The sequence below is a fragment of the Colwellia sp. MT41 genome (assembly GCF_001444365.1).
Taxonomy (GTDB): domain Bacteria; phylum Pseudomonadota; class Gammaproteobacteria; order Enterobacterales; family Alteromonadaceae; genus Colwellia; species Colwellia marinimaniae.
This window is the reverse complement of record NZ_CP013145.1, coordinates 2,811,180-2,831,776: the sequence shown is the minus strand read 5'-3', so window position 1 is coordinate 2,831,776 and position 20,597 is coordinate 2,811,180. Positions and strand designations below refer to the sequence as shown.

General features: G+C 39.2%; 19 protein-coding genes, 6 tRNA genes and 1 pseudogene. 11 read left to right on the top strand and 15 right to left on the bottom strand.

Features of this window, described 5'->3' with window-relative positions:
• Positions 1 to 386 precede the first annotated feature (386 nt).
• The 13 genes and pseudogenes from CMT41_RS12180 to lolB form a co-directional block, all read right to left on the bottom strand.
• Positions 387 to 463: transfer RNA gene (locus CMT41_RS12180), tRNA-Met, on the bottom strand.
• An 86-nt stretch (positions 464 to 549) separates the two neighbouring features.
• A tRNA-Leu gene (locus CMT41_RS12175) sits at positions 550 to 634 on the bottom strand.
• 275 nt (positions 635 to 909) lie between these two features.
• A tRNA-Gln gene (locus tag CMT41_RS12170) sits at positions 910 to 984 on the bottom strand.
• Positions 985 to 1,037: 53 nt separating this feature from the next.
• Positions 1,038 to 1,112: transfer RNA gene (locus CMT41_RS12165), tRNA-Gln, on the bottom strand.
• A gap of 45 nt (positions 1,113 to 1,157) precedes the next feature.
• Positions 1,158 to 1,242: transfer RNA gene (locus CMT41_RS12160), tRNA-Leu, on the bottom strand.
• A gap of 284 nt (positions 1,243 to 1,526) precedes the next feature.
• Positions 1,527 to 1,603 (bottom strand) — tRNA-Met (locus CMT41_RS12155).
• Between the two features lie 204 nt (positions 1,604 to 1,807).
• Positions 1,808 to 2,149 carry a DUF3718 domain-containing protein gene (locus CMT41_RS12150; protein ID WP_058027406.1) on the bottom strand — a complete coding sequence of 114 codons (342 nt, stop codon included), beginning with the start codon at positions 2,147 to 2,149 and terminating at the stop codon, positions 1,808 to 1,810.
• Positions 2,150 to 2,462: 313 nt separating this feature from the next.
• Positions 2,463 to 3,554: a redox-regulated ATPase YchF gene (gene ychF, locus CMT41_RS12145; protein WP_057181565.1), complete on the bottom strand. Its 1,092-nt coding sequence runs from the start codon at positions 3,552 to 3,554 to the stop codon at positions 2,463 to 2,465.
• Between the two features lie 62 nt (positions 3,555 to 3,616).
• Positions 3,617 to 4,201, bottom strand: coding sequence for an aminoacyl-tRNA hydrolase (pth, locus tag CMT41_RS12140; RefSeq protein WP_058027405.1), 585 nt, complete (start codon positions 4,199 to 4,201; stop codon positions 3,617 to 3,619).
• Between the two features lie 30 nt (positions 4,202 to 4,231).
• Positions 4,232 to 4,852: a 50S ribosomal protein L25/general stress protein Ctc gene (locus CMT41_RS12135; protein ID WP_058027404.1), complete on the bottom strand. Its 621-nt coding sequence runs from the start codon at positions 4,850 to 4,852 to the stop codon at positions 4,232 to 4,234.
• A 296-nt stretch (positions 4,853 to 5,148) separates the two neighbouring features.
• Positions 5,149 to 6,093: a ribose-phosphate pyrophosphokinase gene (locus CMT41_RS12130; RefSeq protein WP_057181562.1), complete on the bottom strand. Its 945-nt coding sequence runs from the start codon at positions 6,091 to 6,093 to the stop codon at positions 5,149 to 5,151.
• A gap of 161 nt (positions 6,094 to 6,254) precedes the next feature.
• Positions 6,255 to 7,156 (bottom strand): annotated as a pseudogene (gene ispE, locus CMT41_RS12125) (4-(cytidine 5'-diphospho)-2-C-methyl-D-erythritol kinase).
• Positions 7,157 to 7,207: 51 nt separating this feature from the next.
• Positions 7,208 to 7,855, bottom strand: coding sequence for a lipoprotein insertase outer membrane protein LolB (gene lolB, locus CMT41_RS12120; protein WP_058027403.1), 648 nt, complete (start codon positions 7,853 to 7,855; stop codon positions 7,208 to 7,210).
• A 195-nt stretch (positions 7,856 to 8,050) separates the two neighbouring features.
• Here lolB and hemA point away from each other — a divergent pair, with 195 nt between their 5' ends.
• The 7 genes from hemA (at position 8,051) to kdsA (ending at position 15,338) form a co-directional block, all read left to right on the top strand.
• Positions 8,051 to 9,319: a glutamyl-tRNA reductase gene (gene hemA / locus CMT41_RS12115; protein WP_058027402.1), complete on the top strand. Its 1,269-nt coding sequence runs from the start codon at positions 8,051 to 8,053 to the stop codon at positions 9,317 to 9,319.
• A gap of 173 nt (positions 9,320 to 9,492) precedes the next feature.
• On the top strand, positions 9,493 to 10,581 hold the full coding sequence (gene prfA, locus CMT41_RS12110; RefSeq protein ID WP_058027401.1) for a peptide chain release factor 1: 1,089 nt from the start codon (positions 9,493 to 9,495) through the stop codon (positions 10,579 to 10,581).
• Between the two features lie 19 nt (positions 10,582 to 10,600).
• Positions 10,601 to 11,452: a peptide chain release factor N(5)-glutamine methyltransferase gene (prmC, locus tag CMT41_RS12105; protein ID WP_058027400.1), complete on the top strand. Its 852-nt coding sequence runs from the start codon at positions 10,601 to 10,603 to the stop codon at positions 11,450 to 11,452.
• A gap of 113 nt (positions 11,453 to 11,565) precedes the next feature.
• Positions 11,566 to 11,931: a SirB2 family protein gene (locus CMT41_RS12100; protein ID WP_057181556.1), complete on the top strand. Its 366-nt coding sequence runs from the start codon at positions 11,566 to 11,568 to the stop codon at positions 11,929 to 11,931.
• Positions 11,932 to 11,994: 63 nt separating this feature from the next.
• Positions 11,995 to 12,816, top strand: coding sequence for a SirB1 family protein (locus CMT41_RS12095; protein WP_058027399.1), 822 nt, complete (start codon positions 11,995 to 11,997; stop codon positions 12,814 to 12,816).
• A gap of 42 nt (positions 12,817 to 12,858) precedes the next feature.
• Positions 12,859 to 14,124 (top strand): DUF819 family protein, encoded by a 1,266-nt coding sequence (locus tag CMT41_RS12090; protein ID WP_057181554.1) that lies wholly within the window; start codon positions 12,859 to 12,861, stop codon positions 14,122 to 14,124.
• A 371-nt stretch (positions 14,125 to 14,495) separates the two neighbouring features.
• Positions 14,496 to 15,338, top strand: coding sequence for a 3-deoxy-8-phosphooctulonate synthase (kdsA, locus tag CMT41_RS12085; RefSeq protein ID WP_058027398.1), 843 nt, complete (start codon positions 14,496 to 14,498; stop codon positions 15,336 to 15,338).
• Positions 15,339 to 15,580: 242 nt separating this feature from the next.
• On the opposite strand, the gene CMT41_RS12080 is transcribed toward kdsA, so the two are convergent.
• Entirely contained in the window at positions 15,581 to 15,868 is a 288-nt protein-coding gene (locus CMT41_RS12080) for a hypothetical protein (RefSeq protein ID WP_057181552.1), read from the bottom strand.
• A gap of 322 nt (positions 15,869 to 16,190) precedes the next feature.
• On the opposite strand from CMT41_RS12080, the gene CMT41_RS12075 reads away from it, so the two are divergent.
• The 4 genes from CMT41_RS12075 to rlmM all read left to right on the top strand — a co-directional run bounded on the left by CMT41_RS12075 (position 16,191) and on the right by rlmM (position 19,477).
• Positions 16,191 to 17,123: a transcriptional regulator GcvA gene (locus CMT41_RS12075; protein WP_057181551.1), complete on the top strand. Its 933-nt coding sequence runs from the start codon at positions 16,191 to 16,193 to the stop codon at positions 17,121 to 17,123.
• Positions 17,123 to 17,866, top strand: coding sequence for an alpha/beta family hydrolase (locus CMT41_RS12070; protein WP_198149745.1), 744 nt, complete (start codon positions 17,123 to 17,125; stop codon positions 17,864 to 17,866). The genes CMT41_RS12075 and CMT41_RS12070 overlap by 1 nt, the downstream gene beginning before the upstream one ends.
• The gene (locus CMT41_RS12065; protein WP_232299951.1) at positions 17,863 to 18,291 is read left to right on the top strand and encodes a DUF423 domain-containing protein; all 429 of its coding nucleotides are present in this window, start codon (positions 17,863 to 17,865) and stop codon (positions 18,289 to 18,291) included. The genes CMT41_RS12070 and CMT41_RS12065 overlap by 4 nt, the downstream gene beginning before the upstream one ends.
• Before the next feature lie 79 nt (positions 18,292 to 18,370).
• Positions 18,371 to 19,477 (top strand): 23S rRNA (cytidine(2498)-2'-O)-methyltransferase RlmM, encoded by a 1,107-nt coding sequence (rlmM, locus tag CMT41_RS12060; RefSeq protein ID WP_057181549.1) that lies wholly within the window; start codon positions 18,371 to 18,373, stop codon positions 19,475 to 19,477.
• 106 nt (positions 19,478 to 19,583) lie between these two features.
• Here rlmM and CMT41_RS12055 read toward each other — a convergent pair whose 3' ends face one another.
• Positions 19,584 to 20,591 carry an isocitrate dehydrogenase gene (locus CMT41_RS12055; RefSeq protein ID WP_058027397.1) on the bottom strand — a complete coding sequence of 336 codons (1,008 nt, stop codon included), beginning with the start codon at positions 20,589 to 20,591 and terminating at the stop codon, positions 19,584 to 19,586.
• Positions 20,592 to 20,597: the final 6 nt, after the last annotated feature.

The following is a 20,597-nucleotide window of genomic DNA, read 5'->3' as shown; positions in this document are numbered from 1 at the left end:
TATCTTTAGTTAGTTTATCTCATCTTTTTTCACCGTAAGCGCTGGGGAATTAAACCCAACTAAGATTAAAAAGTTATGGGGATTCGTCAGCCATGGATGGGATTATGTTCAGGACGCACGGTATATCGCGGTGACAGGATGTCAAAGAGCGTGTATGCGTATCACTTATTTACTCAGCAGCACTAAACTACAACAGAACTAAAATTAAATAGGGCAAGCCAATGTTTAGTGGTTAAACTGAATAACTAAAAAGGGTCTTTAGTATTTTAAAAGTATTATTTTTGTTGAGCTTGAGGTGTTTTTTTAAGTATTAACTAGGATTTTTCGTAGATATATTGAAGAGATAATATTTAGATATTTTCAATTGATTTTTACAGAAGTGAAAATGGTGGCTACACCGGGATTTGAACCTGGGACCCCATCATTATGAGTGATGTGCTCTAACCAACTGAGCTATGTAGCCATTAGAAACACAAATAATTATCTAATATAAGCAGTGCTTAAAATTTAGATAATGAAGGAAGTGTTTTGTTTTCTGGATATTTGAAATGGTACGGGTCAAGAGACTTGAACTCTCACATCTTGCGATACTGGAACCTAAATCCAGCGCGTCTACCAATTCCGCCAAACCCGCATTACATCCAAGTGTTAAAGAGACTTGAACTCTCACATCCGGCAATACTGGAACCTACTCTCTATAAAAAAAAGTAGCGCGTCATTGTTTATTAATTCCGCCAAACCCGCATTACATCCAAGTGTTAAAGAGACTTGAACTCTCACATCCGGCAATACTGGAACCTACTCTCTATAAAAAAAAGTAGCGCGTCATTGTTTATTAATTCCGCCAAACCCGCATTACATTCAAGTGTTAAAGAGACTTGAACTCTATAACCATTTCTTTAAAAGAAATGGCAGGGATAAGAGGATTTGAACCTCTGAATGACGGGATCAAAACCCGCTGCCTTACCGCTTGGCTATATCCCTACTGGGAGGTAATTACATTGCATTTTTTTATAACTAAATAACATCATAAAAAATGGCAGGGATAAGAGGATTTGAACCTCTGAATGACGGGATCAAAACCCGCTGCCTTACCGCTTGGCTATATCCCTGCAATGTATTTACTTTTTACTTGTGCAACTAAAGTTGCTTTGAAATGGTACGGGTCAAGAGACTTGAACTCTCACATCTTGCGATACTGGAACCTAAATCCAGCGCGTCTACCAATTCCGCCAAACCCGCATTACATTCAAGTGTTAAAGAGACTTGAACTCTCACATCTTGCAATACTGGAACCTACTCTCTATAAAAAAAAGTAGCGCGTCATTGTTTATTAATTTCGCCAAACCCGCATTACATTCAAGTGTTAAAGAGACTTGAACTCTCACATCTTGTAATACTGGAACCTACTCTCTATAAAAAAAAGTAGCGCGTCATCGTTTATTAATTCCGCCAAACCCGCATTACATTCAAGTGTTAAAGAGACTTGAACTCTTTTTACTTAAGTAAAAAATACCGAAGTAAAATGGTGGCTACACCGGGATTTGAACCTGGGACCCCATCATTATGAGTGATGTGCTCTAACCAACTGAGCTATGTAGCCTTTACCAACCTGCTCGGTAGCAAGTGCGGCGTATTATGCTAATCTACCTGCCTTTCGTCAACCGTTTTTTTTAAAAAAGGTGTACTTTCTATTTGTTTGGCGATTGATTGTGCATTTTGGTGGATAACTATGCAAATAAAAGGTGAGAAACGCATTACTTATTGGGAAATGATAATGCGTTTGTATTTATCATGAAGGTAAGTCTTATCTATCTCTTGCTTCTTCAGCTAAATGTGCAGAATATTTTGCTAAGTTATCTATCTCAGCTTTAACCTTTTTAGAAGGTAACTTACCAATAATGTATTCGCCAACTTCTAAAGCATTAGATTTAGCGGCAAAAATTAATAAACTATTGCCGTTACACGCTAGGCCATCATAAACTTTACGAAGCTTTAACTTGTTTTGCTTTAAGAATGACCTTAAGCGACTTTTATCATTTGCTTGCACATATTCACAAATACGCAATGCTAGGTCCTCTGCTTGAGCCGATGGAGCTGTAATAACACTTGTCGCTAATAGTATGGGTAATAAAATAAATTTTTTCATTGTGACGCCTTATTATTGTTTGATTTATCAATTTCTTTAAACAAGAAAAGTGTAGACCATTAGCTTAGTTATGGTACCCGCTAGTAGAATAACTAAGCTAACTGAATAGCTGTATATCTTTCGTTTTTATATTACAGGCGGTATTTTAGTTGTATATACAATTAAAACAAGTCTTTATTATAATACTATGGTCAAGTTGACTCAAGTTTACAGCCAGGATGCTGACTCGTCAGTCCTTAGCGGCATAAAAAAACGCATCACTAAGGATGCGTTTTTTGGTTAGGCTAAATAGACTCTAGCTATAGGCGGACTTTTATACATTAAAGCGGAAGTGTATTACATCACCATCTTTTACGCGGTAGTCTTTACCCTCTAAACGCCACTTACCGGCTTCTTTAGCACCCGACTCACCATTAAACTCAATAAAGTCGTCATAACTGATGACTTCAGCGCGAATAAAGCCTTTTTCAAAGTCGGTATGAATAACACCGGCCGCTTGCGGCGCAGTAGCACTTTGTTTAATTGTCCAAGCACGTACTTCTTTAACACCAGCAGTGAAATAAGTTTGTAAGTGCAGTAATGCATAACCGGCATTTATAACACGATTAAGACCGGGCTCTTCTAAGCCCATCTCAGCCATAAATTCAGCTCTATCGTCTTCATCCATTTCAGACAATTCGCTTTCAACTTCTGCACAAACAGCAACAACTACGCTACCTTCTGCATCTGCTATCTTTTGTACTACGTCAAGGTAGGGGTTGTTTTCAAAACCATCATCATTGACATTAGCAATATACATGGTTGGTTTTAGTGTTAAGAAATTTAAATAGTCAATAGCGGCTTTTTCTTCTTTAGATAATTCTAAAGAACGTACCATATGGCCTTCTTCAACATGCTTTAATATTTTTTCTAAAACAGGCATTTCAAATTTGGCGTCTTTATCTCCGCCTTTAGCCTTTTTAGCTAAACGAAAAATTGCCCGTTCTGCTGTGTCCATATCAGATAATGCTAATTCAGTATTGATCACCTCAATATCATCAGCAGGATCAATCTTATTAGCAACGTGAATAATATTGTCATTGTCAAAGCAGCGAACTACGTGACCAATAGCATCTGTTTCACGAATGTTCGCTAAAAACTTGTTACCTAAGCCTTCACCTTTTGATGCGCCAGCCACAAGACCGGCAATATCGACAAACTCCATGGTGGTGGCTAAGACACGCTCAGGTTTTACTATTGCAGTTAATTTATCTAAGCGAGGGTCGGGTACCGGTACTACACCAGTATTTGGCTCAATAGTACAAAACGGGAAGTTTGCCGCTTCAATACCTGCTTTGGTAAGTGCATTGAATAGTGTTGATTTACCGACGTTAGGCAAGCCAACGATACCACATTTAAAACCCATAATTTTTACCTACTGATTAGTTGCTAACACAGAGTTACTAGCGTGTATTTACTTGTGTATATTTACTCGGCTTTAAACGAGTGTAAGCGATTTTGCGCTTTCTTTAAGTCGTCTGTTAGCCAAATATCAAGACATCGACTGGCTTCGTCGATTGCTTGTTCTATTTTTTCTTGTTCTGCACTAGGCGCTTTACCTAATACGTGCCCTGTTACTTTATCGCGATGACCCGGATGATCAATGCCAATACGTAACCGGTAAAATTCTTTATTATTAGCCATAGCAGCGATAATATCGCGCAAGCCATTATGTCCGCCGTGACCACCACCCTTTTTTATTTTACAAACACCGGGTTGCATGTCTAATTCATCATGAGCAATTAAGATTTCATCTATCGACATTTTATAAAAATTAGCAAGTGGTGCAACTGCTTGACCGCTACGATTCATAAAGGTGGTTGGAATTAATAAGTGGACAAGGTTTCCCGCAATTAAGCCTTTACCATAAAGGCCGGAGTATTTTTTTTCGGGACGGAGGGAAATGTTGTGACAACGTGCCAGTTCTTCGACGAACCAAACACCTGCATTGTGGCGTGTTTTGCTATATTCGGGGCCAGGATTACCCAGCCCCGCAATTAATTTAATAGTCATTATCTATAATATTATAAATGAATGTAGCTATTATTCAGCAGCTGGAGCTTCTTCTGCTGCTTCGTCTGTTACTTTAGCCGATTTAGGCGCTTTAGCAGAAACAACAGCTAGATCGTGTTCTTCACCTTTTGCTAATTCGTCAGAAGTAACGCCTGCTGGCAACGTAAGGTCTGATAAATGGAAAGTTTGACCAAGTGCTAAGTTAGTTAAGTCAACTTCGATGAACTCAGGTAAATCTTTTGGTAAACAAGAGATGGCAATTTTAGTCACGTGATGAGCAATGGTAGCGCCAGTTTTTACCGCTTCTTCTTCATTAATGAAGTGAAGAGTAGTGTTTGCATGAACTACATGGTTTTGATCAATGCGGATGAAATCTAAGTGCATTACCAATTGCTTGAACGGGTGACGTTGCATGTCTTTAATTAAACACTCAACTGGCTTACCAGCAATATTTAATGTTAATACTTGCGTATAGAATTTTTCTTCTTGTTGAGCGCGGAATACATCTTTGTGCGCTAACGTTAAAGATACTGGTTCTTGGTTTTCACCGTAAAGGATAGCAGGAACTTTTTCCGCGTGACGTAGGCGGCGGCTCGCACCTTTCCCTAAATCAGTACGTACTTCAGCTTCTAATGTTAAAAAATCAGTCATTTTAATACTCTTCTGTTATATAAGTTATAAAACTTAAAAATTAAGTCTTGTTTTTTGCGACCAAAAACAAGGAGATACCATTTTAACATCCTAGATCAGTTAACAACTAACTCGGTCATTAGATAAAAAAGGCGCCGCATTGTAACATTTAGCCCTAGGTAAAGCTATCAACTTAAGCGGTTAATTACTGATGGTTTAGAGGGGGAAGGGGGAAATAAATAAGGGTTAAGGAGCAATAAAAAAGCAGCCGTGGCAGCGGCTGCTTTTTTGCAATAGTAGTAATTATTCGCTAGAAATTAATCAAACATTGCCGATATAGATTCTTCATTACTTACACGACGAATAGCTTCACTAAGCATGCCGCTTAAGGTTAATTGACGAACCATTTTAAGCGCTTTAATTTCATCAGAAAGAGGAATTGAATCAGTAACTACAACTTCATCAAGCACTGAATCTCTGAGGTTTTGTGCGGCATTACCCGACAATACTGGGTGAGTGGCATAAGCGACAACACGTTTTGCGCCATGCTCTTTTAATGCTTCTGCCGCTTTGACTAATGTACCGCCAGTATCAATCATGTCATCGACAATAATACAGTCGCGACCTTCTACATCACCAATAATGTGCATCACTTGGGCAACGTTTGCTTTCGGGCGACGTTTATCAATAATGACTAAGTCAGCGTCATCTAATAATTTAGCAACAGCACGAGCACGAACCACGCCACCAATATCAGGAGAAACAATCACAGGGTTGTCAAAACCACGACTTTTCATGTCCTCTAATAAAATTGGCGTACCAAAAGCATTATCAACCGGCACATCAAAGAAACCTTGTATTTGCTCGGCATGTAAATCAACCGTTAATACACGGTCAACACCAACACTTGATAAAAAGTCAGCAACTACTTTTGCCGTAATTGGTACACGAGCACTACGTACACGTCTGTCTTGGCGAGCATAACCAAAATAAGGGATTACAGCAGTGATACGGCCAGCGGAGGCACGACGCAATGCGTCTATCATTACAATTAATTCCATTAAGTTATTATTGGTTGGAGCACAGGTCGATTGAATAATAAAAACATCAGCACCACGGACGTTTTCATGTATTTCAACACAAATTTCACCATCACTAAAACTACCGACTGTCGCATCGCCGAGAGGCATATATAGGCGATCACAAATTTTCTTGGCCAGTTCAGGGGTGGCATTACCCGCAAAAATCTTCATGTCAGGCACTGTAGATTCCTCAGAAACATTTGACATTAATATTAGGCTTTTTGATATAAGATATAATCATTAAGCAGTATAACGCTTACTAAACTGTAGCAGTTATTTTCCGCACCATAGCACGTTTTAAAATAGCCGATTTAGTTAAGTTCGCAAATATTTTTAATTGTTTACTTGTTCAGTGACAACCTTGTCATCACAGAACATAAGGGCGACTTATTAAGTCCCCGCGCGACAAATGAGCTCACTCCTTTGGGGAGTTTCGCTTGCAATGAACACGCCTCTTTTGACTAGAAAACCGCGTAAAAACACACGCACCTGTTCCTGTCATTCTTGAGGGGGCGTATTCTACCAACCAAGCCAGTAACTTGGCAACCTCAGGATAATGTTTTATTACTAATGATTGGCAGTCATTATGGAAGTTATCATTGAGAAAGTCAGTGGTATCAAGGGCTGAAGGGGATAGTTTCTTGGTGTTTCGAGGCAGATCTACTGCGGTAAAAACTTGTTGAGTGGAAATGCTACATTCAGGTTTAGTAATTAAATACCAAGGTTCTTCGGGATCCATGGCGGTAAGTCTTTCACCAATACCTTGGGCAAAGGCGGCAAAACCATAAATAAAGATAGGTACATCCGCACCAAGGCTCAGGCCTAATATTGCCAAATCACTTGTTGATAATTGACACTGCCATAAGGTATTAAGCGCAACTAAAACCGTAGCTGCATTGGATGAACCACCGCCCAAGCCGCCACCCATTGGTAGTATTTTGTTAATACTTATTTTAACGCCAAAAGGTGTCTTGGTTTTTCTTTTCAATAACTGGGCCGCTTTTACAATTAAGTTATCGTCATAATTAACCCCCTCAAGAGGCGTTAATAAATCTATGCTGGCTTTGTCAGTGACTGTTAAGGTTAATATGTCACTATGATCAATAAATTGAAAGAGTGTTTCTAAATTGTGGTAACCATCATCACGCTGTCCAACAATATGTAAAAATAAATTAATTTTTGCCGGAGAAGGGAATTCAATGGCTTTATTGAGAAATGAATTAGGTTGAGAAGAGCAAGTCATGTAGAAATTCTGCTTATAGTAAGTGAGTGACAAAGCGTGGTTGCTGATCGGCTATTGACCAGTCACTGACCAATGATTGACCGAAATTTTAATTAACAAATCCTCTTTTTTAATTGAAAATTTAGTTGCTAAGTTATAGCCGTTAATATGCTTATAGTTACTATAACTGACTAGCCATAGCTCATTATTATAATGGCTTGATAAGGTTTGTGGTAGCTGTGTTATTTTATGGTAACTAATACTATCATTTTCTTGGTAGGGGATACCTTTAAGCCAGTAGCTTAACGCTTTTGTTGGTAATGATAAGCCGGTAATGTTGAGAATAAGCGCTGCTAAATTATTACCATGATAGGTTTTTCCATCCACGCGAATCTTATGTTGATTATTATAAGATTCGAGTTGTAAGACATTAATGCCAAAATAGCTGGTTAAATTTAGCTGTTGAGTGCCTTTCTTTTCGTCAACTTGCCAAGATAATGTCGCGCTCTTACGTGAATTCTGCGCCAAAAATGCTATTTTCCCTGTTATCTGCCATTGTTGTAATTGCGCTAGCTTAGCAATTCTTTGTTGAGGTGTTTGTGTAATTAGCAATTGCGTTTCTTTGCTGGGCAAGGTACTACAGCCTGAAAATATCAGGGTAAATAAGGCCAGGGGAAATAAGTAAAGTGGATAAAGGGCAGTATTAAAAAATTTAATCATTGACGGTAATTCTTTCAAGCGATGATAATTGTTATTTGAACATAGCTTTTTAGTCTTTGTAAATAGCAGTATTATTTTTAGGGTCTTTTATCACAGATCATATTTTATATGCGGATCTTGAGTTATACTTGCGGCACGAGTTAAAACAAGTTGACTAAAACTTGTCAGAAATGTTTACACAATAGGTTTATTACTTTGTCGATAGTTGCTGTTGGAATTAATCATAAAACTGCGCCAGTAGCGGTAAGAGAAAAAATATCTTTTAATCCAGATAAGCTTTCCATCGCCCTACAAGAAATGCTTGACGCAGTACAGTGCCGTGAAGTTGCCATACTTTCTACCTGTAATAGAACAGAGTTATACCTAGTACAAGATGGCGACTTTGAAGTTACCCAACAACGTATTATTAAATGGTTAGAAAATTACCATAACGTACCCGCCTCAATAATTTTACCCAGCCTATATTGGTATAAAGATAAGCAAGCCGTTAATCATATGATGCGTGTTGCTTGTGGTTTAGATTCGCTTGTTTTAGGTGAACCACAAATTCTTGGACAAATGAAACAAGCTTACAGCCAAGCTAAAGCTGCCGGCTCAATGTCCTTGGTTATGGACCGATTATTTCAACGTACCTTTGGCGTAGCCAAGCAAGTTCGAACAGAGACTGATATTGGCGCTAGTGCGGTATCTGTTGCCTTTGCTTCAGTAAACTTAGCCAAACATATTTTTGGCAGTCTTGAAAAAACTAAAGTCCTGCTAGTGGGGGCCGGTGAAACGATAGAATTAGTTGCTAAACATCTCTATGAAAATAATGTCGGAAAAATCACCGTGGCCAACCGAACATTGGCACGTGCTGAGAATATGGCTAAAAAAATTGGCGCAGATGTCATCACCTTAGCGCAAATACCTGATCATATGTGTCATGCTGATATTGTTATCAGCTCTACTGGTTCCACTTTACCCATTATTGGTAAAGGTATGGTTGAACAAGCTTTAGCATCGCGTAAACATCAACCTATTTTTATGGTTGATCTCGCCGTACCTCGTGATATAGAAGAGCAAGTGTCAGAACTTGAAGATGTTTTTTTATATACCGTAGATGACCTAGAAGGCATTATCTCGAAGAACATTGAAAATCGACGTAAAGCCGCTGTACAAGCAGAAAGTATTGTTAATAGCCAGTCTGATAAGTTTATGGCTTGGTTACGAGGTTTAAACACCCAAGATACGGTTATTAGTTATCGTAAACAATGTATAGACAACCGTGATGTTTTACTCGAAAAAGCCCTTAGCCAATTAAGAAATGGTAAAAATTCTGAGGCTGTTTTAGGGGAACTCGCCACTAAGCTCACCAACAAATTCATGCACGCACCAACCAGTGCGCTCCAGTCTGCCGCTCAAGGTGGCGAACTGGATAAACTACTTTATTTACGTGATATCTTTAATATTGATCCCCAAGACTAGTACTTTAGTCATTATCTTAGCTATATAGCCAAGTCATCTTGTTAACCTAAGTATTGTTTACTCAGTCCGTTAGCCGCAAGTGACATTTTTTATCGAGCATGGTGGATTGCGTTATTACTGTGATAGAATAGCAATAATTTAGTTTTCCTTATTTGAAATATAAGTACATTTTAATGAAATCATCAGTTTATCAAAAACTTGAAGTGCTAGTCGAGCGTTTCGAAGAAGTGCAAGCTTTATTATCCGATCCAGAAACCATTGCTAATCAAGACAAATTCCGTGAATTATCTAAAGAGTTTAAGCAACTCGACGCGGTGACTTCAGTTTTTAATAATTATAAAATAGCGGAAGATGATTTTTCCGCTGCTGAGATGATGCTTAAAGATGAAGACCCTGAGATGCGAGAAATGGCACAGGAAGAATACAAAATAACTAAAAAAATGATTGCTAAGATTGCCGATGAATTACAAGTTTTATTACTCCCACGCGACCCTAATGACGATAACAACTGTTTTGTTGAAATTCGTGCCGGCGCCGGTGGTGATGAAGCGGCTATTTTTGTTGGTGATTTATTTAGAATGTACAGCCGTTATGCAGAAAAGAAAGGCTGGAAAATTGAAGTAATGAACAGCAGTGAAAGTGAGCAGGGCGGTTATAAAGAACTGATCATGAAAGTTAATGGTGAAGGCGTTTACGGCCATCTGAAATTTGAATCTGGCGGCCATCGTGTGCAACGTGTACCAGAAACTGAGTCTCAAGGTCGAGTACATACCTCAGCTTGTACTGTGGTGGTTATGCCTGAAGTTCCTGAAGTAGATGCCATTGAAATTAATAAAGCCGATTTGAAAATTGATACCTTCCGTGCCTCAGGCGCGGGTGGTCAGCATGTAAACAAAACGGATTCAGCTATTCGTATTACCCATATTCCATCAGGTGTTGTGGTTGAGTGTCAAGAACAGCGCTCACAACATAAAAACCGAGCGCAAGCAATGTCAGTGCTGCAAGCGCGTCTGCAACAGGCTGCAGATGAAGAACGCCGTAGTGAGGAAGAGTCATCACGTCGTAATTTAGTGGCCAGTGGTGACCGTTCTGAGCGTATTCGTACCTACAACTTTCCGCAAGGTCGCATGAGTGATCACCGTATTAACCTAACTTTATATCGCCTAGGCGAAATTATGGAAGGTAATTTAGACTTGATTATGGAGCCGATAATGCAGGAAAATCAAGCCGATTTATTAGCTGAATTAGCCGGAAAACATTAACTCTATTTTGTTAACGCCAGTGAATAATAGTACTATAGCCGATTGGATAGCATATGGTCGTGAGCAATTAGTTTGCTTCTCCGACAGTGCTAAACTTGATACACAAATCCTCTTGGCTTTTGTGTTGCATAAAGAGCGCAGCTACTTGCTTACCTGGCCCGAAAGAGAGCTTGTTAAACAAGATGAACAACATTACCTAGCCTTATTAAAAAGACGGATGTCTGGTGAGCCTATTGCCTATATTATAGGGGTAAAGGAATTCTGGTCACTCGTTTTTCGAGTTTCACCCGCAACACTTATTCCACGTCCAGACACCGAAATTTTGGTTGAATTAGTACTTGATAATTTTGGTGAAGTAAAGTCATTGCACTGCTTAGATCTCGGTACAGGAACAGGTGCAATCGCCCTGGCGTTAGCATCTGAGCAACCGAACTGGAAAATTGATGCTATTGATTTTAATATTGAGGCGGTGAAACTAGCCAAGCAAAATGCTGAAGATTTACACTTGACGCAAGTCAATATCTTTCAAAGTAACTGGTTTAGTGCGGTTAATGAGCGCAAGTTTGATGTTATAGTGTCGAACCCGCCTTATATCGATGCCTTGGACGAAAACCTAAGTCAAGGTGATGTGCGATTTGAACCTAAATCAGCTTTGGTGGCTAATGAGCAAGGTCTCGGCGATATTAAACACATAGCGCAACAAGCACTAAATTTTCTTAAAGCTCAAGGAGCACTTTTCTTTGAACATGGTTACCAACAAGGGGAAGCGGTGCGAGATGTTTTAACCAGCTTAGGGTATGATAACGTACAAACAGTCAGAGACTTTAATGGTCATGAACGTATTACTTGGGCTCGTTTGCCTAGGCATTAATCTAGATAATCAGTATAAATAGCCGATTTATAGTCTAGGGTTACACTTTAAAACGATTTATTAACCTAAAGTCGCTACACTATGCGCAAAATAGTTTAATAAAAGGAATAACTTTGAAACATTTACATATAGCCCTTGCGGTACTTAGCGTTAGTTTATTTACCTATCGTTTTATTTTGACCTTAATGGCCTCAAAAAAGCTTGATAGCAAGTGGTTGAAAATCAGCCCTCATGTTATTGATACTTTTTTACTGATTGCCGGTATTACCCTCGCAGTAAAACTACATTTCAACCCCATGGAACAATTATGGCTAGCTGAAAAGATTTTAGCGTTATTTGCTTATATTTTGACCGGATATTACACCTTGAAATTAGCGCGTAATAAGCCGATGCAAATTATAGGCTATTTAGGTGCAATAGCTTGGGTAATGCTGATTGTACGTTTAGCCATGACACGAGAAGCCTTCTTTTTTAGCTAAGTGTTAGTGTGCATACTAGGTCTACCAGATAAGTATAATATGGAGTCGGATAAATAAGCTGTTATGAATGAATTGTTTTTATCAGAATTAAAATCTAAAGATAAAGATTTGCTGCAAAAACTTGTTTTACTTGAAGAACATATTTTTGCCGATAGCGACCAAGAAATTGTCAAAATGTATGCATCACTAGATAGTTTAGAGACAATTATCAGTCAATGTATTGCTGTCGTTAGTGAAATTGAATCACCTATAGAGAAAGCTGAAGCTTTGCTTAATGAATTGTACTATCAACATTTATTTATTGACAGCTATCAGACTCGTTGGCCTATTTCTGCTTATCGGGTAGCAACATCGTTAAATCAACGTGCTATGTCGCCCATGGTTAAGGCGGTTGTGGTCAAAGAAATTATTAGTGCTTGTGGCTTTGAAACTGATTTGGTGTTTATTCCGAATAAAATCATGGTACGCCTGTGCTGTGATGAGCAATATGCTATTATTTTTGACGCGGTAACTGGCGAGTCACTCGATTGGGCTGAACTTGATTTACGTTTAGATGATCTCGAAGGCGACCCTGAAGAGCAAGACTTAGTCGCTATTGATGATCATGTCGCCTTAGTTGAGCATCTTTCAGCATTGAAAAACGCTCTGATCCGAGAGCAGGCTTTTGATAAGGCATTAACGTGTGTTGATGTTATCTTATCATTAAACCCAGACGATCCACTGCAACGAAGAGACCGTGGTTTTTTGCTACACCAACTTGATTGCTTTAAAGTGGCTGTGGATGATTATCGCTACTTCGTTGAGCAATGTCCTCAAGATCCCGCCGCCAAAATATTAAAAATTCAACTTGAAAAAATTGATGTCGGTAATAACGTCCTTCATTAAAATGTTCACTTCATCAAAAAATAAATATAAAAAGGCAAAATGATGCAAGACAATATTGTGGCGAATGCGCCACTCATTACCAATGACGCGGTAGTACTGGGGATTTTGACACTTATTCTAGGCTTTGTGTTTTATACTTCTAATAGTAAAAATAGCGCTTGCCAAAAATTTTATAAATATGTACCGGCGTTATTAATGTGCTATTTATTGCCTTCTTTATTAAATACCTTTGGCATCGTTAGCGCCGAAGTTAGTAAAGTGGGTTACGTGGCCAAATACTTTCTGCTACCCGCATGTTTAGTACTGTTAACCTTAAGTATCGATATTAAAGCTATTGTTGGTCTTGGCAGTAAAGCGCTAATTATGTTTATAACCGGTACGGTTGGTGTGGTTATTGGCGGCCCTATTTCTTTATTAATAGTTTCTGCTATTTGGCCTGAGTTAATTAGTGTTACTGGTCCTGAAGCTGTTTGGCGTGGTATGGCTGCCCTTGCCGGAAGCTGGATTGGTGGTGGTGCAAACATGTTGGCGATGAAAGAAATTTTTGAAGCTGACGGTAAAATATTTACCATCATGGTCACGGTAGATATTGTCGTGGCAAATCTCTGGATGGCTTGTTTGCTGTACATTGCGGCTAACCATAAGGCTATTGATGCCAAAAGTGGCGCTGATACCTCAGGTATTGACAAACTTATTGCCAGAGTGGAAGCCAATGAACGAAAGCATAAAAGAACGCCTGAGCTAAAAGATTTAATGCTTATTATTGCCGTCGCTTTTGGTGCGGCTGGTTTTGCGCATTTTGTCGCTGACTTATTGGTACCATTTTTCCAACTGAACTACCCAGAGTTGAAAAAATTCAGCTTACATAGCAAATTGTTCTGGATTATTCTCGTAGTAACGACTATCGGCTTATGCTTGTCATTTACTAAAGTAAGAGAGCTTGAACATGTCGGTGCTTCAAAAGTGGGTAGCTGCTTCTTATATATTTTAGTTGCCACCATCGGCTTACATATGGATATCACGCAAATTGCCGAAGCACCTAAATATGTAGTTATTGGTCTTATTTGGATGGCGATTCACATTATTTTATTATTTGTCGTCGGTAGAATTATCAAAGCGCCAATCTTTTACTTAGCGGTCGGCAGTAAAGCGAATATCGGTGGTGCAGCATCAGCACCAGTAATTGCTTCGGCATTCCATCCGTCATTAGCACCTGTAGGAGTACTACTTGCTGTCCTAGGTTATGCTTTAGGCACCTATATGGCGTGGATATGTGGACAATTATTAAGAATAGTCGCTGGTAGTTAATGTTTAACTAATGAAGATGTTACAGTAAGCTAACGGCTACTTAATACCCAAGCCACCTCAAAATGCAGGATTCAGCTGGAATTAGAAACGTCTTTAGGCAGGCATTGATTGAAGAGAATAGTTATTCTATTATCGAAATCAATAACGATGGATAAAGCGTTTCTAAACCAGCCCTACGGGGACATCTGAGAAAATCATGTTCATCGTTGCGTATGTAATTAAGGGAATAACCATTAATAAAATACGCGCCTTGATCATGAATCGCTCAGATGTCCTGAAACGAGCATATTGAAGTCGCTTGGGTATAGTACTTTTACTAAAAGCGTAAAATACAGTGGTATTTTACGCTTTTTTATATTTAGGAATAATTTATGACAATAACATCAGTTTCGGTTCAGGGGATCGAGGTTGCTAATGAGCGACCCTTCGTATTATTCGGCGGTATGAATGTGCTTGAGTCACGAGACCTTGCCATGAGAATTGCTGAAAAATATGTTGAAGTTACGCAGAAACTAGGCATCCCTTATGTATTTAAAGCCTCATTTGATAAAGCAAATCGCTCTTCGGTCAACTCCTACCGAGGCCCTGGCTTAGATGAAGGTCTGAAAATTTTTGAAGAAATAAAGTCTACCTTTAATGTACCTATTATCACTGATGTACACGAGCCGTACCAAGCATTACCTGTGAGTGAAGTTGTTGATGTAATTCAATTACCCGCATTCTTAGCCAGACAAACCGACCTGGTGGTCGCCATGGCGAAAACCGGCGCTGTCATTAATGTTAAAAAGCCGCAGTTTCTTGCTGCCCATGAAATGAAACATATCATTACCAAGTTCGCTGAAGCTGGCAATGACAACATTATCTTGTGTGAGCGAGGCAGTTGTTATGGTTATAACAATCTTATCGTTGATATGCTAGCAATGGACGAGATGAAAAATTACGCGCCGGTTATATTTGATGCCACCCACGCACTACAAAAACCGGGTGGACGCAGTGATAGTGCTGATGGCCGTCGTGCTCAAGCCGTACAGTTAGCCCGCAGTGGTATGGCAATAGGTATCGCTGGCTTGTTTATTGAAGCACATCCTGATCCTAGTGCTGCTAAATGTGATGGCCCTTGTGCATTACCACTTGATAAATTAGAGCCTTATCTAGTTCAAATGAAAGCGATAGATGATTTAGTGAAGGGTTTTACTCCACTAAGTACTGATTAATACCCTAGCACGTTAGGGTTAGCGGATGTTAACTCGGCTAACTAGGGTGGTAATAAGTAAACAACAAGGTAAACCCATAAATTGAAAGCAATAAAAAGGTGTCCTAGGACACCTTTTTTTATTTGTGATCTCGAACACTAAGGTTGTACTTCACTAAATGGGCTTGCATTTTGGCATATGTTAAGATGCAGGCTAAATTTAATCGCCCTGCAATTAATCTAATTAATCTGCAATTAATCTAATTAATCTGCAATTAATGTTATTTTAGTTAAAATAACTGACTTATTTTGATTAGCCATGTGCTTTTGTTTGGCAAAGCCTGAGTCTGTTGACTGTATAGTATAGTTAATGGTAACTGGTGTTAACGAAAACTTTAGGTTGTTATGGGCAGCACTAGTCAGTTGAGTTTGATTCACTGGCTCAGCTTTAATTAGTGCAGTTTTTGGTAAGGCAGCAGTGGCTGCAGTACTCAATAAAGTGGTGGCGAATAATACGGCAAGTAAGTTAGTTTTTTTAATGCTTAGTTTCATGTTATTTGTCCTGTATATAACCTAATAATAAATTTTTATTCCCTGTAGATATATTAGGACCTTTTCTCGCGCTGGTTTTACTCTTCAAAATAAAGCGTGTGGGTTGGGAACACACGCTATACCTGAGTTTTATAAAACGTTGAGATGATGTCCTTCATCTACGGTGTGAATAATACACAAGTTGTTAAAGGAAATAAAACGACTTAAATTGATGTTATGTATTAGAAAAACTAATGAATAATTGTTATGCTTGATTGGTAAGTTTTTATGCAGTGTTATAGTGCATATATTATAAATAATATTTAAAATTTGTAGGTGACTTTTGGCTAATATACTCCCCCCATTAAAAGCTTTGCGAGCATTTGAAGCATCGGCAAGGCAGCTCAGTTTTACGCGAGCAGCAGAAGAGCTTTTTGTCACGCAAGCGGCAATAAGCCATCAAATTAAATCATTAGAAGAGTACTTAGGTATTAAATTGTTTATGCGAAAAAACCGTGCTTTATTACTCTCGGAGGAAGGTCAGTCGTATTATTTAGATATAAAAGATATTTTTACCTCACTACATGAAGCGACCGAACGTTTGTTAGCTCGTGGAGCGAAAGGGTCGATAACAGTCAGTTCACAGGCGAGCTTTGCCATCCAATGGTTAGTTCCTCGGTTAACTACTTTTAATGCCTTACATGAAGATATTGATGTTAGGATTAAAGCCGTAGATCAAGCAGAGAATTCACTGACAGAAGATGTCGATGTTGCTATATATTATGGACGTGGACGTTGGCCCAATATCCATGCTGATAAATTGCATACCGAATACCTTATCCCCGTTTGCTCGCCCTTATTAATGCAAGAGCATGCTGCCAATGGTAAACCGGCTCTTTTATCATTAGACGACTTATCAAAGCATAATTTACTCCATGATACCTCTCGCCGGGACTGGAAACGCTGGTTTAAACAAGTTGGTGTTAAAGGGGCTAATTTGAATCATGGACCTATTTTTAGTCATTCTGCTATGGTTTTACAAGCCGCTTTACACGGTCAAGGGGTTGCTTTGGCTTACAGTGTTTTAGCTAAGCCGGATATTGATTCGGGACGTTTAGTCTGTCCCTTTAACGATGTATTAGTGAGTAAAAACGCCTATTTCATCGTATGTCGTGAAAATCAGCAAGACATCGGTAAAATCGCGGCCTTTAGAAAGTGGATGTTAGATATGGTCGAAGCAGAGCAAGAGCTAATCACCGATGGACAAATAAATTAATGGCCAAGATACCGGTAAAGCAGCAAGTAATCACCAGCGCCGATGGCAATGATATTAATATGATTTTTGACACGGTCGAATGTGCTAGGGCGCAAGTTATATTTGCTCATGGCGCGGGTGCAGATATGTCTCATGAGTTTATGGCTGAAATAGTACGGTTACTTAATAACGCGGCTATTAATGTTGTGCGTTTTAATTTCCCCTTTATGGATAAAAGGGCACTAACAGGGATAAAATACCCCCCAGATAGAATGCCCAAGCTGTTGGTTTGCTATCAAGCCGTTATTGAGCATGTGCTTGCACAGCAAAAAAGTCAGGCGCTGCCCTTATTTATTGGCGGAAAATCTATGGGGTCACGCGCTGCGGCGAGCTTAGTTGCTGATCCAGAGGTATTAAAGGCTAATTTACTCAGTGAAATATCCGCTGTCTTTTGTTTAGGCTACCCGTTTCATCCAGCTAAAAAACCAGAAAAACTGCGCCTTGAACCTTTATTTACTGCCAGTAAAACAATTTTAATCGTACAAGGTGAGCGTGATGCTTTAGGCACGAAAGAAGAAATTATCAGCTACCAGCTGCCTGAGCACTGTACCTGTGTGTTTTTACCTGATGGCGATCACAGTTTAAAGCCAAGAGTTAAGTCGGGTTATACTTATCAAGGACATATGCAGCGCGCGGTTAAGGAAATTGTCGACTTTATTGACCAGTTAATAGTCGCTAACAATGTTGAGCATAAGGCAAGATGATGAACAGTACTAATATGATCAAGCAGCAAGTTAAATCTAAGAGCAGCACGGTTTTACTGAAAACTATGATGATTTTTGTTGGTATCAGTGGCTGTTTTTCTGTACTATTCGGCGCTTGGCTGGCTCATGGCGGTCAAGCATTACCAGTAAAGGTTCAATCTAGCTTAGCAACAGCATTACAATATCAATTTTTTCATACACTTGCGTTATTTTCGACCTTGGTTTGGTTGAAAACAGCTAAATCATCTAAAGTGCTACTTAGTGCTTGTATTGCGTTTGTCATAGGGATTTTGTGCTTTTGTGGCGTAATCTATATTAAATCATTTTTTGAACTTGCTGTTATCGGTAAGTTAACCCCTTTTGGTGGTATTGCCTTTGCGCTAGCTTGGTTATTATTAGCATTTGAAGGTAAAAATAATTTTTAACTACAGTATTTGTACTGTTAATACTCTGACGAATATAGCGTTTTAAAAGGTCGTTAGATATACAAGGTAAAAACAACATATGACTTCCATCGTATTATTTTGTCGTCCAGGCTTTGAAAAAGAGTGTGGTGCAGAAATCCAAGAAAAAGCTGCTTGGAATGAAATGTATGGCTATTTAGAGCTAAAGAAAAATAAAGGCATTGTTTTTTTTCACTTACAAGAAAGTGAACACGGTGAAGCATTAATGAATAAGTTGCCTCTTAAGCGACTTATTTTTGCCCGTCAATGGTTTGTCACAGTCACTGATACACTCGCCTTGCCTGATTATAATCGTGTTGAAGCAATCATTGAAGCCTTGGGCACTGAATGGCAATATAGCGATTTACGTATGGAAATGGCGGATGATAATGATGGCAAGGAGTTAAGTAAATTTTGTCGCAAGCTGTCTGTGCCTTTGCGCCAAGCTTTACGTAAAAAGAAATTGCTGACCCAGAAAGGTAACAATTCAGCTGATGATCCCGATGGCGCCATTTTACATGCGCTATTTCTAAGCGGACAAGAAGTAATATTAGGTTTTTCATTAGTGCGTAATAGCTCACCACACGTGATGGGCATTCCTAGATTAAAGTTTCCTAGTGCGTCACCAAGTCGCTCTACCTTGAAACTTGATGAAGCCTTTTTATTCTTTATTCCTCGTGATGAGTGGGGTGAACGGTTAACTTCAGGTATGCATGCTGTCGATTTAGGCTCAGCCCCAGGCGGTTGGACTTATCAATTAGTGCGCCGTGGTATGATGGTTACTGCCATCGACAATGGTGCCATGGCCGAGTCTTTAATGGCAACAGGACAAGTCAAACATAAGATGATGGATGGCTTTAAATACATACCAATGAAGCACAATGTCCATTGGATGGTGTGTGACATGATAGAGAAGCCGCAACGAGTCGCTAAACTAATGAGTGAATGGTTACTTAAGGGGTATTGTAAAGAGGCGATGTTTAACTTGAAATTGCCAATGAAGGGCCGTTATCAACAAGTTACTAATGACTTACAAGCCATTAAAGATGCCTTTGACGAACATAATGTCAAATATGAACTTTATGCCAAGCACCTGTATTATGATCGTGAAGAAATCACTGTCCATGCACGTTTACTTTCTCCAGCGCCGCTTAAAGAAAAAGAGTAATCGCTAGCGTTGTTTTTTAACAAGCTAGCAAATAAAAAAGCTATCCAGTTTATTCATTAACTAGATAGCTTTTTTGTTTAGACAGTTACGCTTAAGACGCTAAGCGTTATAGCCTCTCAAGTACCGCTTGGGTAAAGTCGGTAGTGCCATGACTTCCACCTAAATCGCCGGTTGTTCTATCAGCCGAGGCAATCACATCGGTAATGGCCGCTCTGATTTTTTCTGCTTTGTCACTCATCTCTAAATACTCTAGCATTTGAATAGCAGCTAACATCATTGACGTTGGGTTCGCTAAGTTCTTACCCGCAATATCCGGTGCACTACCATGTACCGCTTCAAAAATGGCACAATCTTCACCAATATTAGCGCCTGGCGCCATACCAAGGCCGCCAACTAAACCCGCACATAAATCAGATATAATATCACCAAAGAGGTTCGTTGTTACTATGACATCAAACTGCTCGGGGTTCATCACTAATTGCATACAGCAGTTATCAACAATCATTTCAGTTGACTCAATTTCTGGGTAACGCAGAGCAACTTCACGGGCAACTTTTAGAAATAAACCTGAGGTTGACTTTAAAATGTTGGCTTTATGAACAACGGTTACCTTTTTACGACCTTCTTTACGTGCGGTTTCATAAGCAAAGGTTACTATTTTTTCAGCACCATCACGCGTAATTATACTCATGGCTTGGGCTTTATTACCGTCATCTGAGATGACTTGGCCGACACCTGAATACATGCCTTCGGTATTTTCACGTACGGTGATAATATCAATGTTTTCATAACGTGCCTTCGTGCCCTTAAATGACAATACTGGGCGTAGGTTTGCGTATAATTTGAATTGTTTACGCAAGGTGACATTGATTGAGGTAAAACCTTCACCAACGGGGGTCGTCAACGGACCTTTTAAGGTGATTTTATTTTTTTCAATAAGCGTAATGGTCTCTTCTGGTATTAACTCACCATGTTTTTCTAAGGCGGTTAAACCAGCATCTGCGAATTCATATTCAAAATCACAGCCTACTTTATCTAATACTTTAATCGTGGCATCGATAATACTTGGACCGATACCGTCGCCAGGAATTACCGTGATGGTTTTTTTAGTCATTAAGTT

What these genes read in the sequence shown, in the direction of transcription:
- lolB (WP_058027403.1), bottom strand. Translation starts at nt 7,855, where the DNA reads ATGATTAAATTTTTTAATACTGCCCTTTATCCACTTTACTTATTTCCC.
- pth (WP_058027405.1), bottom strand. Translation starts at nt 4,201, where the DNA reads ATGACTATTAAATTAATTGCGGGGCTGGGTAATCCTGGCCCCGAATAT.
- CMT41_RS12070 (WP_198149745.1), top strand. Translation starts at nt 17,123, where the DNA reads ATGGCCAAGATACCGGTAAAGCAGCAAGTAATCACCAGCGCCGATGGC.
- CMT41_RS12095 (WP_058027399.1), top strand. Translation starts at nt 11,995, where the DNA reads ATGAATGAATTGTTTTTATCAGAATTAAAATCTAAAGATAAAGATTTG.
- CMT41_RS12150 (WP_058027406.1), bottom strand. Translation starts at nt 2,149, where the DNA reads ATGAAAAAATTTATTTTATTACCCATACTATTAGCGACAAGTGTTATT.
- prfA (WP_058027401.1), top strand. Translation starts at nt 9,493, where the DNA reads ATGAAATCATCAGTTTATCAAAAACTTGAAGTGCTAGTCGAGCGTTTC.
- CMT41_RS12080 (WP_057181552.1), bottom strand. Translation starts at nt 15,868, where the DNA reads ATGAAACTAAGCATTAAAAAAACTAACTTACTTGCCGTATTATTCGCC.
- CMT41_RS12055 (WP_058027397.1), bottom strand. Translation starts at nt 20,591, where the DNA reads ATGACTAAAAAAACCATCACGGTAATTCCTGGCGACGGTATCGGTCCA.
- ychF (WP_057181565.1), bottom strand. Translation starts at nt 3,554, where the DNA reads ATGGGTTTTAAATGTGGTATCGTTGGCTTGCCTAACGTCGGTAAATCA.
- CMT41_RS12065 (WP_232299951.1), top strand. Translation starts at nt 17,863, where the DNA reads ATGATGAACAGTACTAATATGATCAAGCAGCAAGTTAAATCTAAGAGC.
- CMT41_RS12090 (WP_057181554.1), top strand. Translation starts at nt 12,859, where the DNA reads ATGCAAGACAATATTGTGGCGAATGCGCCACTCATTACCAATGACGCG.
- kdsA (WP_058027398.1), top strand. Translation starts at nt 14,496, where the DNA reads ATGACAATAACATCAGTTTCGGTTCAGGGGATCGAGGTTGCTAATGAG.
- CMT41_RS12135 (WP_058027404.1), bottom strand. Translation starts at nt 4,852, where the DNA reads ATGACTGATTTTTTAACATTAGAAGCTGAAGTACGTACTGATTTAGGG.
- rlmM (WP_057181549.1), top strand. Translation starts at nt 18,371, where the DNA reads ATGACTTCCATCGTATTATTTTGTCGTCCAGGCTTTGAAAAAGAGTGT.